We start from the raw sequence: 15,212 nt of genomic DNA, 5'->3' as shown, positions 1-15,212 counted from the left end.
TTTGGTTAGTTTTATGGATTGCTTCTTGGCTCGCACCTCCTCGCAATGACGTCTTGTACTTTTTTGCAATTTTTAAATTGCTACTAGGTTTATGCGTAAGGTGAGTGGCTTTATGAGTTTTCATCAGAGCCATCTTTTTTTACTTTTACATTAGCACTATCAGCTATAACTTGTCTAGCTGCTCTATTTTTAATAGATTTTGCTTTGAAATCTTTAAATGCTTGTTCCTCTAATTTAGCATTTCTATCTTTTATTTCACGATTTCTTATTTCTTGTTTAACGTAACCAGTATCTCCAGATTTTAAAGTGTGATCCTCCATTTCTCTCGAAGTTTTAGAAAGTACTCCAGAAGCACCAGAAGCATTTTTCTCTTTTGACAATGCTGATGCAGGAGTTGCTTTTTCTAGGGGCTTACCTAATTCCTGTTTATTGGTAGCTAGCGGTGGTGATTTATCAATAGGACTATCTGTTACTGCTATTGTAGTAGTTGCCGCTAAAACAGGACTTTCACCAACACTCGTTTCTAAATTACTTCTTGATTCCTGTGAACCCCCTCCTCCACTTGAAGAACCACCTTCATTGACAGCAGCTACAGTAGCTTCTGCAATGTGACGAATTTGCAGAGAAACTCCAGTACCTCCTAAAGATTTCGTTCCACCTCCTGCTGAACCAGTAGCTCCAGATGAACCACCGGTACTTACGCTATCTCCTACTGATTCATCACCAGTAGTACTACTACTATCTCCAGCTAATTCACCTTTATCGCCACCTTTACCACCACCAGCCAAATCCTTAGCCCCCCCTCCTCCGGCTGCTTTATCTCCTGCCATATTTCCAGCTGCTCCAATAGCAGCCATACCAGCTTTAAATATTGCTTGCGGATGAATTGCAACACTACTAAGTGCCACACCCTCGGTCATATCAGCTGCAAATTCTGCCAATTTAGCACTAAGATGATACATTAAATACAAAGTAAAGCAGGCAGTAATTAACGCTAGCACAATATCTTTAATTTTTTCAAAAATTAATTTTGGTGATACAAAGAACATACCGGGACCCATAACAATACCCTGCAGAAACTGAAATTTAGATAAATAACTATCTGTACTACCACTTCCTGGCTTTTCTTTAAGCATCTCATTTAGGTTATCTTTAGCAAAATCAACAACTGTTGCAAGTGGATTATTAAGCATATAACCTAGGCTATTCTTACAACTTTTAACATCTTCTACTTTATTATAATTTTTCCAGTCATTATCAACAAAAAATATTTTTACAGCTCTTTTTCCGTCACCACCACTTTCTATACTATTGTTTATGGTTTTACTTGTATATTTACAGTGACCATAAAAACCAACATCGTAAACCGAAAACATCATAATCATAAATGTCACCACCACCATAGGCTGTAACAAAAATGATATTAGCAATTTTACCCACGATTCAAAGTAACCTCGTGTATATTCAAATAAAAACATTGGTACAAAAAGAGGTGCTAAAACACCCAATATTACTATGGATATCATGCACATCACTGTAGCATTCACCATAAATGCTCCAACAGATATCACTAACAAAGGATAAGAAAGTGCCAAAGATACAAGAGTCATGTTACCTGAAATAATAGCAGGAATCAGTAAATATACATAAGGTGGAGCTGAAAAACTAAAAAAGTCAAAACTTTTGAAATCATGATTTCTATATTGATTTTCTACCATCATCGTTGATAGTATATCTAATCCCAAATAATGACTTACCCGACAATCTAATGCATCCCATAATGGCAGATAAGAAAGACTCTTATCGCTATAATCTTCAGGGTTAAATTTACACAAATCTGATGGGGAAGAATTCATAACCCAACCACCAAGCGTATCTATTCCTCCTAATAACAAAGGAAAAGCCCATTGCACCATACCATCTAGTCGATTATAGTCAGAACCACTACTGGGATTAATATTTATACCTACAGAGAAATAGGTTACAAATAACATTTTTAATACAAAATTAATTATTTCATTTTTAGGTGGAATTTCACTAGAAAGTATGATTTTAAAACCAAAGAAAATTACATATATAGTTAATAAAGCAGTGACAGTTCTGTGCATATTACGCTGAAATTGAAATAATACACTACTCTCCCTTTTACTGGAATTAATCACTTTATTAACATCATCAAATGTACAAACATCTTTACTAATCAGTAATCTTGCTGTCATTTCTTTAATACATTCAATTAATGGAGCAGAGATAACTATGGCTGTCTTAGAATTATTATAAGCCCTTTGATAACAACTAGAGGCTGATAAACCACAATCAACTATCGCCATTGGATCAGTAGCAGTTTTGTTAGAACCATTTTGAGAATTATCGCTAAGATTCATAAAAGACGCATATATAGATTCAGGTTGGGGCTCTCTAATATACTTACAACCAACCGGCACCCAATCTGCCAATATAGTAGGAGCAGCTACACACATAGTATCCTTTTGCCTTACTACTTTAAAAATAACTGGCAAAAGCACGTCCAACATTACATCAGTATCACCATCTTTCTGATCCTTATAAATAACATGAAAATCGCCCTTATTACTTTTCCAAGCCTCCATAATATCATTCCATGGATCGGAGCCGGTTAATACGGCTTTAGCAATAGCAATGGCAGAAATACCTATTGCCTTTATCCTAGCGGTTTGTAGCTTAATATTATTACAAAATGCAAAGGTTAATTTGGGATCGTTTGGATCAATTTTATTATTTCTTGCACACTGCCCCCCAGGGTAATCTCTATCAAATAATTCATGATCATTTATTTTAAGACGCAGCATCGTATTGGCATAAACCCCTGGCGAGATTATATTCGCAGTAGCAAAGGAAAAAAACGATCCTGGTATACAAGTGTGAGAAAATTCTGTACGTAATAAGTCACCAACTCCTTGAGTTTCACAAGTCAAACCTGAAAGAATATCAATTATAGTATCTAAAGTATCTTTTTCTTCTGCAAAACTATTATGGATAACAGTAATATTGAGTATACTACATAAGATCAGTATACTACCAAATGCTTTAACACTACACAATAAACCACTGACACTAAAGTTACAGTATAATAATAATTTTCTATGTTTGTAATGCATAAATTAACTAAAGTGACTTTACTTCCTCATAAAATACAGGTAACCATTTTTCAGGCTCATCACCATATTGCTCTCTAATCTGATTCAACAATAACACCGTTTCAACCCGACCAGAAAGAACATTAATAATATCATTCATACCATCTAGGTTTATTTTAGCAACAACCGCATCTACTCCCTGTTTTATTAAAAAATAACGTGATGTTGGATCAGTAGTTTTTATTAAAATATATTCCCGTTGACTAAGCATAAAGGCACTACGATAAATATCAGTTGCCTTAAGATTGGGTAAAAATATTTGGGTTGCAGTTTGTTGAATCAGAGTATCGCTGATTCTGCTTTTAGCTGCATCTTCAACGCTTTGGGTAGCAAAAATTACAAAAGTATTTAACTTACGCAAAACTTTTAGCCAGTCCTTAATTTTGGGGGCAAATACTGGATTATCAATCAAAGCCCATGCCTCATCAAGAACTATCATAGTTCTTTGACCATCTAAAGAAATACTAATTCTATGGAAGATGTATAATAATACAGGAGCAAGACTAACTGGATCTTTTAACAACTCTGTCATATCAAAACCAAATACTCGAGCTTTCTGTAAATCAATATTATCTGTCTCATTATCAAATATTCTGGCATGCGAACCTCTCCCAACCCACATAGCAATCCTACCTGCCAAACTATTAGGACCATCAATGCCTAAAAATGCTACAACATTTTTTAACCTTCTATCTTTCTTTTGCAGCTTAAAATTACCGCTTACTGCTTGTGATAAAGTCTTATTATCTTCTGATGATACCGATTCTCCATTAGAAGTAACCAATACTTTAAGCCACTCTAATATAAAGGCTCTATTCTCTCCAGTATCATCAAGTTGCAAGGGATTAAAGTTACATTCTCCCCCCGGATCAATTGTGGTATAAACCCCATTAAGTGATCTAATAAATATTTCAGCACCGTGATCTTTATCAAAAAAGAACATTCTCGGTTTAAATTTTTGTGCTTGTGCACATAAAAAATTCATTAATACTGTTTTACCAGCCCCAGTTGGACCAATAATCAAACTATGCCCAACGTCCCTAACATGAAAACTGAAATAAAAAGGAGTACCCGAAGTAGTATCGAGTACAGTCACATATTCTCCCCAGTGATTATTAAAAACCTTACCTAATGGATAATTATGCATAGATGCAAAACTAGCCATGTTTAAAGTATTGATAGTCGAACCTCTTACTATATAATCCATATTCCCAGGAAGCTGTCCCCAATAACTCGGTTCCATATTAATTTTTTCTCTAACAGGTTGAATTCCAGAATTGGAGAGTTCAACAGAAGCCATAGATAAAGTATCTTCAAGAGATTTTAAATTACTATCAGAGCAGAGAAGTGAAAAATGGTGTTCTCCAAAACCAATATCACCACTGGTAGCCATATCAAGTGCTCGAGAGATTTCGGCAACTTGTGATACAGCCTTATCGTCTGATTGAATCATCCTATTTTGTTGTAGTTGCATTTTATTAATTGCCACCGTTCTATTAGCAAAAATAAAACTCTGAGTCATAACAAATTCAAAGGGCATTTGTAAAAAGCCATCAAATATCCCAGCTGATGTAGATGGTCCATATTCTAAAATACTTAGTATCCCAGCATATCTTCTACCCGCTGGACCACGTGCTTCTATGGATCTAGAACCAAAAAATAATCTATGGGTTGGAAGATATTGGTCTATGGAGTTTCTGGGAACAACCATTTGCATTGAAGAACCACAATTTACCAGAGTACCAAGAAACTCCATAATATCACAACAATAACCACTACTAGATTTGTGGACGCCAAGTAGCGTAGCACCATAACTATAGAAGGTGTTAACTACTCTTGAGGACATTTCTCGTAGACTGTCCTGCATCTCTCGCATGTCATTTTCCCAAGCCGATTTATTAGACTTTTGCATCAACTTCTTAACAAAGTACTCGATTACAGCAACTCCAGCTTTATCTGGTCGATAAAGAATACTAACGTACAACTCATTAAAAAAAGACCTAGAACCGGCATGTTTCTTACGCCATTCATTTGATAAATAAGTTGTGAAATCATTAGGTACTTTTATGGTAGGATCAGAGGTATATTCCAGCCCATCAAAAATCACTGGTCTACGCCTCCTGATCGTGTGGAAATACATCACAATGTTGCCTGACGACATATTTTTAAGCAAAGAATTCCTGATATTTTTTTTAATATCTAAATCTTCATCATCAGCTGTTTCAAAGGAAAATCCCCCTATCTTTACTACTTGTAATAATTCGTTATTTTTGGTTAAGATAGTATTACTATCCCAATGACACTTATAAGGAATAAAGTGAGAAGTAGGTTTTTCTTTCCTAGAACTCGATTCTTTTGCTGTTTTTGTTACAGATAATTTTATCATTTTGTCATTTTATAACTGTTCTTTTAAATACCGTATGAGTTCGCTCCATAGAATGATTTATTAGGACACTGGCTACATTTAGAAGATTTATTTAAGAACAATTCTATAAATCTTGGTTCTTTAAAACATATTACATACCCTATCATATGAATTACAAAAGCAACAAGCAAATTCATAATACTATTACTTTGAATAAATAATGACATCGATATGATCATATTAAGTGCTGCAAATTTTATACTCACGCCAAATATCATTGCAGGTCTTGTTAAACCAACAAATAACGGATCTGATACTAAACTACCTGACATAAATTAATCCCCTTTAACTCAAATTCGGTTATATCTATAAATATAGCAGATTTTTATGCTCCACTAATAGATGTTTTCATTATTTTTGTAATATTACTTATTTTTTTTCATTAACGTGAGTTGCCAATTAAAACGTCATTGCGAGCGAACGTACGCATAAGCGTCAGTTTGAGAAAACAATAATTGAAAAACCGTCATTGCGAGGAGACCGTAAGGTCGACGAAGCAATCCAGAAAAGTGATTAGAAATGGATTGCCACGCCACCTACGGTGGCTCGCAACGACGACTTTTCTACTTTATTTTCTTAAACTGACGCCTATACAATAACGCCAAGCTATTTTCTATATGACTTTTAAATGCCATGCGTGAGGTGAGTTTACAATTTAATGCATTTTGCCAAACTAAACCGCAATTCTTTTTCCCCTTCTTTACTCCTACTACTTGTATAAATTACATTACAGGAGTAGCCCAAAGTTGCAAGAAAATTCTGTGCTGTCGCCGTTAGGTTTTCTTTATCTGTTGCCTTATCTGACTTTGTGAAAACAATTTGAAAATCTTTATTGCAAGAAAGTAACAATTTAGCAATTTCCATATCATTTTGCTTTACTCCTCTTCTGGCATCAATCAACAAATTTACTAATTTGAGATTTACACTCATTCTGAGATAGTATGTTATTAATACTTCCCACTGTTGTTTGATATATATTGGCACTTCAGCAAAGCCATATCCAGGAAGATCAACTAAAATAAGTCTATCGATAAGGGAGAAAAAATTTATTTGCCTAGTGCGACCAGGAGTATTAGAAACCTTAGCAATACTTGAATTATTACAGATACTATTAATCAAACTCGACTTACCAACATTTGATTTACCAACAAAGGCAATCTCTGGTACAGATGTATTAGGGAACTGATTTATTTTTGCCACACCAGCTATAAATTTTACCTCTTGCCGGAATAGTTTTGTAACTTTACTCACCTTATGCATAAACCCCATGACAATTTAAAAATTCCAGAAAAGTACAAAACGTCATTGCGAGACCACTACGTGGTCGTGGCAATCCACATTCATTAGATTGCTTCGTCACTACTAAAGTAGCTTCTCGCAATGACGCCAAACTATTTTCTATATGACTTTTAAATGCCATGCGTAAGGTGAGTAACCTTATCAACCGACATTCTTATCTAGCTTATTGATGTAATATTGCTGAATTATTGATAAAATATTATTCCAGGACCAATAAATCACTACTCCTGCTGGAAAACTACTACACATTACTAAAAAAACCAGTGGCATAAATTTCGTTACTTGAGCTTGAATTGGATCGGCTGGTTCTGGACTCATCCTTTGCTGTAAGAACATAATAAGAGCCATAAAAATAGGCCATACACCAATCATCAGGAAGCTTGGACAAGCAAATGGCAGTAATCCGAACAAGTTAAAAATTGATGTTGGATCGGGAGCAGACAGATCTTTTATCCAACCAAAAAACGGTGCCTGACGCATCTCAATAGTTACGTACAACACTTTGTAAATTGAGAAAAATACCGGGATTTGTAAAATAATCGGTAAACAACCAGCGAGGGGATTAACCTTTTCTCGTTTATACAAAGCCATAACTTCTTGGTTAAGTCTCATTTTATCATCAGCATATAATGCCCTAATTCTCTCTGCTTCAGGTTGAAGATTTTTCATTTTTTTCATAGAACGATATTGTTTATTAGCAAAAGTAAACATTAGCAATTTTATAATAACAGTTACAATCAAAATACTAATGCCAAAGTTACCAACATAGTGATAAAAAAAGTTCATAACATTAAAGAGTGGTTTAGTGATTATATAAAACCAACCAAAATCAATTGCCCGATCAAATAACTTAATATTATATTGCTTTTCGTATTTATCCAATAAATCAACTTTCTTTGCTCCGGCAAATAATCTTTGCGATATAGTGAATTTTTTTCCTACTTCTATAGTCTGAGTTGAAGAAATGAAGTCGATCTGGTATTTTTTAACACCGTTTTTTATTGCATAATTGAAGTTAGAACTATACATACTAGCTTTATCTGGAATTAAGGAAGCTAACCAATATTTATCGGTTATACCAACCCAATCAACAACAGTTTGTGGAAATTTCTCAGTTTTTTTATCTTTTAAATCGTCAAAAGAATGTTCTTTAAGCCTACCATCAATAACACCAATTGGTCCTTGATGGAGATTAATCAATTTCTCTTTGCCGCCAGTATATTTACGGTTAATTAGTCCATAATATTGCACTGAGATTGGTTCTTTGCTATCATTCACCGTAGTTTGATCTATGGTAAATAAATAATTACTATCCATACTTATCGTAACCAAGAATTTAACCCCATCTTTGTTGATCCATGATAAATTCACAGGGTTTGTAGGCGTTAACTGATCATTATCAGCCTGCCAAAGAGTTTCACTATCAGGAAGAATAATACTACTATCCTTGTTAAACCAGCCTATTTCAGCAAAATAGGCTTCTTCTGACTGAGAATGGGCAAATAACACAACAGGTTTACTATCTGGTGATAAATCTTGCTTATATTTCAACAAAATTAAATCATCAAACCGGAGTCCTTTTAAAGCAATTGATCCAGAAAGTAATTCTGAGTCTATCCGAATTCTCTTAGTAGAAATAAGTGATTCAGCTTCTTCAGGGGTTGCTACTTGAATATTCTTTAACTCTTGAACTTGCTTGTTATATATTTTATTTTGCTGTTCTAATTTTTGTAATCTTGGTTTATCATAAAAATATTGCCATCCAAAAATAATCCCAAGGGATAAGACAATTGCAGCTACCAAGTTAACTATGTTATGATTCATTACCGATCTAAAAAATAATTTATATTATATAAAATAAAATGGAATACCCTAAATTCAGGGTTTTCATTATACTACTCCTATGAGTTCTATAAGATTTAAGTAAATTAATCAAGAAATTTGATTTATTGATTTAATATACCAGCATCTCTTGTATTATTATTCACCATTAATTATATATTTAAAGACTTAGTGGAAGAAAATATTATGATATATTTATAGTATAGCTCATAACAAACTAACGTCATTGCGAGGAGACCGCATGTTAGTTTAAGAAAACAATAATTGAGAAACCGTCATTGCGAGGAGACCACAGGTCGACGAAGCAATCCAGAAAAGTGATTAGAAAGGATTGCCACGTTCACATATGTTCGCTCGTAATGACGGTGGAAACTAAAACGTCATTGCGAGGAGGCTTACGCCTCCGAAGCAATCCAATAAGTGTGGATTGCCACGACCTACTTGCGTGGTCTCGCAATGACGGAGTAATACTAATCGGGTTGGCTATAATAAACTTTGAGTTAATTTAAAATTTATGAGGTTATGGCAATGAACATAGATAAATTTACTACCCACGCAAAATCTGTATTGTCTAATGCCCAAAGCATAGCAGCAAAAAATGATCATCAGCAAATATTGCCATTACACATATTGGCGAGTTTATTAAACGATGATAGTGGAGTTATTGATAATCTTATTAATACTTTAGGTACTAGCTTCGATGATTTGAATAGAGCTATAACCGTAGAATTAAACAAAATCCCAAAAGTGCAAATAGAGGGAGGAGGACAACTTTACTTATCATCAGAAGCACTAAAATTACTTGATAAAGCATCAGAGCTTGCAAAGAATAATGCCGATAGTTTTATAACTATTGAGAGAATTTTTGAGGCATTATCATATGACCAAACCTCTGCTGGTAAGATTTTATCAGAGAATGCCATAACTAATAAAAAAATAAACGCAGCAATTTTACAGTTAAGAAAAGGTAAGACAGCAGATAATAATTCTTCTGAAAGTAGTTATGACGCCCTAAAAAAATATGGTAGAGATGTAACCGAGCTAGCAGAACTTGGTAAACTTGATCCAATCATCGGTAGAGATGAAGAAATTAGAAGAACCGTGCAAGTTTTGTCGAGAAGAATGAAAAATAACCCCGTGCTAATGGGAGAGCCAGGAGTTGGTAAAACAGCCATAATAGAAGGGTTAGCCCAAAGAATATTTAGCCAAGATATTCCAGAAACTCTAGCAAATTGTCGAATCATTGAACTTGATATGGGAGCTTTAATTGCTGGGGCTAAATATCGTGGTGAATTCGAAGAACGACTAAAAGCTGTATTAAATGAGATTAAGCACTCTAGTGGGGAGATTATTTTATTTATTGATGAGCTACATCTTTTAGTAGGAACTGGTAAGACAGACGGAGCCATGGATGCATCAAATTTACTAAAGCCAATGCTTGCTAGAGGAGAGCTCCATTGTATCGGTGCTACGACTTTAGATGAATATCGTAAATATATCGAGAAAGATACCGCTCTTGCCAGAAGATTTCAAGCAGTTTACGTTAGTGAACCAACAGTAGAAGATACTATTTCGATTCTGCGTGGTATTAAGGACAAATACGAATTACATCATGGCGTAAGAATTGCTGATAGTGCTATAGTTGCCGCTAGCACTCTATCTAACAGATATATTACCGATCGTTATTTACCAGATAAAGCTATTGATTTAATCGATGAAGCATGTAGTCGGCTAAAAATAGAATTATCTAGCAAACCGGAAGAATTAGATGAGCTTGATCGTCGTATCATTCAAATAAAAATTGAGCTAGCAGCTCTAAAAAAAGAAGATGATGAATATTCAAAAAAGAAAATTATCCAATTAACAGACGAATTAACTAAACTTGAATCTCGTTCTTACGATATGAATGCTAGCTGGCAAGCTGAAAAATCCAAAATACATATTGAACAAAAATTAAAAGAAGAGCTAGAAAAAGCTCGTTTAGAACTTGAAAGAGCAGAAAGAAGTAGTGATCTTGCCCGAGCTAGCGAGCTGAAATATGGTATTATTCCTGATTTGACTAAGAAACTACAACAAGCAATAGAAGGGGGAAATAACAAATTATCAAAAGAAGTTGTATCAGAAAACGATATAGCTATAATTATTTCCAAAATTACTGGTATACCGATTGACACAATGCTATCAAGCGAACGTGAGAAGTTATTAGCGATGGAAGATAAACTACGTCAATCGGTAATCGGTCAAGATGAAGCTATAAAAGGAGTCAGCGATGCTGTGCGTCGTTCTCGTGCTGGAATACAGGATCATAATAGACCACTTGGATCGTTTTTATTCTTAGGTCCAACTGGTGTTGGTAAAACGGAACTAACCAAAGCTTTGGCACTTTTTTTATTTGACGATCGTAATGCCATCCTCAGAATTGATATGTCTGAATATATGGAAAAACACTCTATATCACGTTTGATTGGGGCTCCTCCAGGCTATGTTGGTTATGAGCAGGGAGGAGTTTTAACAGAAGCAGTACGTAGGAGACCTTATCAAGTTATTTTATTTGATGAGGTAGAAAAAGCCCATACGGATGTTTTCAATATCATGTTACAAATTTTGGATGAAGGGCGTCTAACTGATAGTCAAGGAATAACCGTTGATTTTAAAAATACCATCATTGTTCTTACTTCCAACCTTGGGGCTGAAATACTTATTAATCAACAGCAAGATGATGACCAAGATGCAATTAAAGAACAAGTAATGCAATATGTACGAGCAGTATTTAAACCTGAGTTCTTAAATAGGCTAGATGAGATTATTCTATTCCATAAACTAACTCGTGCTGACATACATGATATTGTCAAAATACAACTAGATAATTTGAAAGAAATTCTTTCACAACAAAATATTACATTGCAATTTGATCAATCGGCAATAAATTACCTGGCTGATAAAGGTTATGATTCAATGTTTGGTGCTAGACCATTGAAAAGAGTTATTCAACGAGAATTACAGAATAATTTCGCCAAAATGATTCTTTCTAGTAGGATCGGTAGCGGGGATATTGTAAATATAAAATCAATAAATAGTGAATTAGCTATTGATAAAATGATAACTTAACAATAATTATGAAAAATGCACAATATTAAACCCAAGATTTGGGTATTAGCTGACAGCAGGGTGGGTAATGTCAATCAAGCTATAGCTCTAGCAGAAAAGCTTGGTCTTGGTTATCAATTAAAACCTATTGAATATAATTTTTGGGGTAAATTACCAAATTTTTTACTAGCCCTTAGCCCTATCCATGTAAAAAAGCAGCTGTTACAATCGTGGGAAATGGAAGGCTTCCCTGACTTAATAATTTCTGCTGGGAGAAGAACCGCTTCTTTAGCGAGCTATTTAAAACATAAATCTGCTGGTAAAGTAAAAATTGTTCAAATTATGCACCCTAATCTACCATTTAAGCAATTTGATATAATTATTTTACCGCATCATGATAAGGTTAGCAGGGAAGAACTATGCACGAATGACAAGAATATATTGAGAATTACTGGAGCTCTTAATAATGTTCAAGCAAAAATACAAGCTGGCGGTATTGAGTTACGCAAAAATTATCCATATCTTAAGCAGTTTATATCAGTAATTATTGGTGGTAATAGCAAAAATTATCAATTTACCGATGAAAATGCTCGAGAATTTGCTGCAATATTATCTAATCTTACTATAGTCAATTCAGGAGAATTTGGGGCTAGGAACGATGGAGCGACGCCTATAAGTAATAGGCGAGCGACGAGTGACAACGTCCCCAATTTCTCATCAATTGACTATAAGAATCAAGATGAAAAACATACCTTGTTTATTAGCTTTAGTCGACGTACTCCTAATTCAGCAAAACAAATTATCAAAAATAAGGTACCTTCATCGGCTATTATTTACGATCCAACAGAGGAAAAAGCTAAATCTAACCCTTATTTTGGTATGTTGGCACAGGCAGATTACATAATTTCTACTGCTGATTCGATTTCTATGTGTAGTGAGGCAGCTTCCACTGGTAAACCTCTTTATATATTCTGTCCTAGTAATTTTAAATCACCTAAACATCTAGCATTTACACAAAATTTGCTAGAATTAGGAATAGCTAAAATACTAGACAAATCTGTAATTCAGCTTGAAAACTATAATTATGCCCCTCTTAATGAAGTAGAAAAAATTGCTAATATCATAATTACAAAAAATTGGATAAAATGATGATCCATAATTCGACGACAAAATCACCAACTAGCCTGGCTTATGCAGAAAATATATTAATTGATTCTCATTGTCACCTTAACATGTTAAAAGAAGATTTATCAGCCATAATAAGCAGAGCTGAGAACAATAATGTTAAGTACATGCAGACTATATGTACTACCATTGAGGAATTGCCGGATATTTTAGAAATAGCCGTAAGATACGGTAATGTTTTTGCTTCGTGTGGAGTTCACCCCAATGAAGTGAAGGAAATTGTCTCGTGCGAAACTATTATGGAATATTGTAATCATCCGAAAATTATTGGCATTGGTGAAACTGGTCTAGATTATTATTACCAGACATCAAACAAACATCAACAAATTAGTTCTTTTGGGCAACATATACAGGCATCTCAAAGTACCGGGTTGCCAATTATAGTCCATACAAGAGAGGCAGAACAAGATACTATTGATATTTTAAGTAGCGAAATGCAAAATACCGCGTTTCACGGTCTTATTCATTGCTTTACCGCTTCAAAGCATTTAGCAAAAAAAATGCTTGACCTTGGTATGTATATATCGATTGCTGGAATTGTAACCTTTAAAAACTCCACCGCTTTACAGGATATAGTACGTTATATTCCACTAGACCGGTTATTAATTGAAACAGATTCTCCTTATCTTGCCCCTGTTCCGATGCGTGGCAAACAAAATGAACCAGCTTTTGTCAAATATGTAGCAGAAAAAATAGCTGAAATAAAAGAAACAAACCTAGAAACAGTAGCAAATGCTACTACCACAAATTTTATATCTTTATTCAGCAAAACCCATCTAGTTGTAAATTGTAATTCCCGCCCACTATTATCATTTCCACCCACTACTGTCATATATGGACGAGTGAATTTGTCAACAAAGAAAATAAAAAAATAGAGCCACAAAGGAAGCGGTCATATATTCGGCATCGAGTGCCATAATGGTTTCTGCATTCTTATAAATATCCTTGAGTGACCTCTCATTCCCACGGCTTCTAGAGCCTCGACATAATTACGGATTTTATTCAGAATACTTATTCATTAACTCTTTAACTTTCGTTCTCTTTATTGTTACTATTCTTTACTCGCAATATTTATCAATTACCAATTTTTATTTAGTTGACATAGTTTCTTCTTTTTTCTCAACTAAACTAATTTGCAACATATTCGCTACCATTGGTGACTACTGCATAAGCAATCCTTGCTAACTTATTTGCTAAACCAACACATATAATATTATATGATTTATTTTCAGCAAATTTCTTCACTGCCCACTGCACTAGTTTATCTTTCGATTCCTTACCACTTTTTGCTCTTATTGCTATTGTCCTTGCGGCTTGAATCAACATAGTTCTGGCATATCTATCTCCCTGTTTGGTAATCCCTCCTAAAACTATCTTACCTCCTGAGCTATGTTGCTTTGGTACCAAACCAAGCGAAGCAGCAAAATCCCTCGGGGTTGGATAACTTTCCATTGGGGCTACACTCAAACAACTAGCATTGATTGCTCCAATGCCAAAAATTGTCTGCAACCTAGTAGCTTTCTCACTTTGCTTATTATTGCTGATAATCAGCTTTTCTAAAGTTTTCTCTTTGTCACATAAATCCTCAATTTCTTTACATTCTAAAAGTAAAATTGACCGTATCCCAGAATTTATATAACCTTTACTATACGCTAACTCTACCTCCAGCCTACATGATTTGCAAAATTTATTTTTACTTAATTTTGTATTATAGCCATATTCACATAAACTTGATATTGTAGAATTAGTTTTTTGCACACGATCTCTGATCGTATTACTTCTAATTTTATGCAAAAATTTTATATCTTGTTCCTCTTTGCTTTTTGGCAGCACAGTTTTTAATTCTGGATCACGAGCCGCTTTGCATATTGCTAACGCATCGTTATAATCATTTTTCTGTTTCGATGTAGCATAAACTTTTACATCTTTTGTTTTCATTAGTTTGACTTGCAAACCAAGCTTAGCAATTTCCTGTGACCAATAATTAGCTCCTCCACATGCTTCCATAGCTAGCAATGAACTTTTATCGAGATTGCTTAAATAGGCTATTAACTCATCTCTTGTAACTTTTTGATAACCTATTTTTTTGCCATTTTGATCGACTTGCACCAAGTGCATACTATTTTTTGCTAAATCTATTCCTATTATAGTATTTTTTATGCTATTATTTATCATGGTATGGACCTATTAATTAAATT

9 protein-coding genes are annotated in these 15,212 nt (G+C 34.4%); 3 read left to right on the top strand and 6 right to left on the bottom strand.

Annotated features, from left to right (window positions below):
- Positions 1–110 precede the first annotated feature (110 nt).
- The 5 genes from NBW66_RS07945 to yidC form a co-directional block, all read right to left on the bottom strand.
- Positions 111–3,137: a TrbL/VirB6 family protein gene (locus NBW66_RS07945; protein ID WP_250310631.1), complete on the bottom strand. Its 3,027-nt coding sequence runs from the start codon at positions 3,135–3,137 to the stop codon at positions 111–113.
- 7 nt (positions 3,138–3,144) lie between these two features.
- Complete coding sequence (locus NBW66_RS07940; RefSeq protein WP_250312163.1) at positions 3,145–5,559, bottom strand: VirB4 family type IV secretion/conjugal transfer ATPase; 2,415 nt, start codon at positions 5,557–5,559, stop codon at positions 3,145–3,147.
- Positions 5,560–5,585: 26 nt separating this feature from the next.
- Positions 5,586–5,873, bottom strand: a complete 288-nt coding sequence (locus NBW66_RS07935; RefSeq protein WP_094648608.1) for a VirB3 family type IV secretion system protein — start codon at positions 5,871–5,873, stop codon at positions 5,586–5,588.
- 376 nt (positions 5,874–6,249) lie between these two features.
- Positions 6,250–6,861: a ribosome biogenesis GTP-binding protein YihA/YsxC gene (gene yihA, locus NBW66_RS07930; protein WP_250310630.1), complete on the bottom strand. Its 612-nt coding sequence runs from the start codon at positions 6,859–6,861 to the stop codon at positions 6,250–6,252.
- 180 nt (positions 6,862–7,041) lie between these two features.
- Positions 7,042–8,724 carry a membrane protein insertase YidC gene (yidC, locus tag NBW66_RS07925; protein ID WP_250310629.1) on the bottom strand — a complete coding sequence of 561 codons (1,683 nt, stop codon included), beginning with the start codon at positions 8,722–8,724 and terminating at the stop codon, positions 7,042–7,044.
- Between the two features lie 546 nt (positions 8,725–9,270).
- On the opposite strand from yidC, the gene clpB reads away from it, so the two are divergent.
- From clpB to NBW66_RS07910, 3 genes are read left to right on the top strand one after another with little or no spacing between them, the layout of a single operon-like run.
- Positions 9,271–11,850, top strand: a complete 2,580-nt coding sequence (clpB, locus tag NBW66_RS07920) for an ATP-dependent chaperone ClpB (protein ID WP_250310628.1) — start codon at positions 9,271–9,273, stop codon at positions 11,848–11,850.
- A gap of 15 nt (positions 11,851–11,865) precedes the next feature.
- Positions 11,866–12,978, top strand: coding sequence for a mitochondrial fission ELM1 family protein (locus NBW66_RS07915; protein ID WP_250310627.1), 1,113 nt, complete (start codon positions 11,866–11,868; stop codon positions 12,976–12,978).
- Positions 12,979–13,031: 53 nt separating this feature from the next.
- Positions 13,032–13,889 carry a TatD family hydrolase gene (locus tag NBW66_RS07910; protein WP_250312162.1) on the top strand — a complete coding sequence of 286 codons (858 nt, stop codon included), beginning with the start codon at positions 13,032–13,034 and terminating at the stop codon, positions 13,887–13,889.
- 253 nt (positions 13,890–14,142) lie between these two features.
- Here NBW66_RS07910 and NBW66_RS07905 read toward each other — a convergent pair whose 3' ends face one another.
- A complete protein-coding gene (locus NBW66_RS07905) occupies positions 14,143–15,189 on the bottom strand; it encodes an IS110 family RNA-guided transposase (RefSeq protein ID WP_250310626.1) in 1,047 nt (348 codons plus the stop codon).
- Between the last annotated feature and the right edge of the window lie 23 nt (positions 15,190–15,212).

The sequence above is a fragment of the Rickettsia endosymbiont of Oedothorax gibbosus genome (assembly GCF_936269705.1).
In the GTDB taxonomy this organism is placed as follows: Bacteria; Pseudomonadota; Alphaproteobacteria; order Rickettsiales; family Rickettsiaceae; genus Tisiphia.
The sequence above is the reverse complement of the archived record's forward strand: the minus strand, read 5'-3'. Positions and strand labels throughout refer to the sequence as shown.

What these genes read in the sequence shown, in the direction of transcription:
- NBW66_RS07935 (WP_094648608.1), bottom strand. Translation starts at nt 5,873, where the DNA reads ATGTCAGGTAGTTTAGTATCAGATCCGTTATTTGTTGGTTTAACAAGA.
- clpB (WP_250310628.1), top strand. Translation starts at nt 9,271, where the DNA reads ATGAACATAGATAAATTTACTACCCACGCAAAATCTGTATTGTCTAAT.
- NBW66_RS07915 (WP_250310627.1), top strand. Translation starts at nt 11,866, where the DNA reads ATGCACAATATTAAACCCAAGATTTGGGTATTAGCTGACAGCAGGGTG.
- yidC (WP_250310629.1), bottom strand. Translation starts at nt 8,724, where the DNA reads ATGAATCATAACATAGTTAACTTGGTAGCTGCAATTGTCTTATCCCTT.
- NBW66_RS07945 (WP_250310631.1), bottom strand. Translation starts at nt 3,137, where the DNA reads ATGCATTACAAACATAGAAAATTATTATTATACTGTAACTTTAGTGTC.
- NBW66_RS07905 (WP_250310626.1), bottom strand. Translation starts at nt 15,189, where the DNA reads ATGATAAATAATAGCATAAAAAATACTATAATAGGAATAGATTTAGCA.
- yihA (WP_250310630.1), bottom strand. Translation starts at nt 6,861, where the DNA reads ATGCATAAGGTGAGTAAAGTTACAAAACTATTCCGGCAAGAGGTAAAA.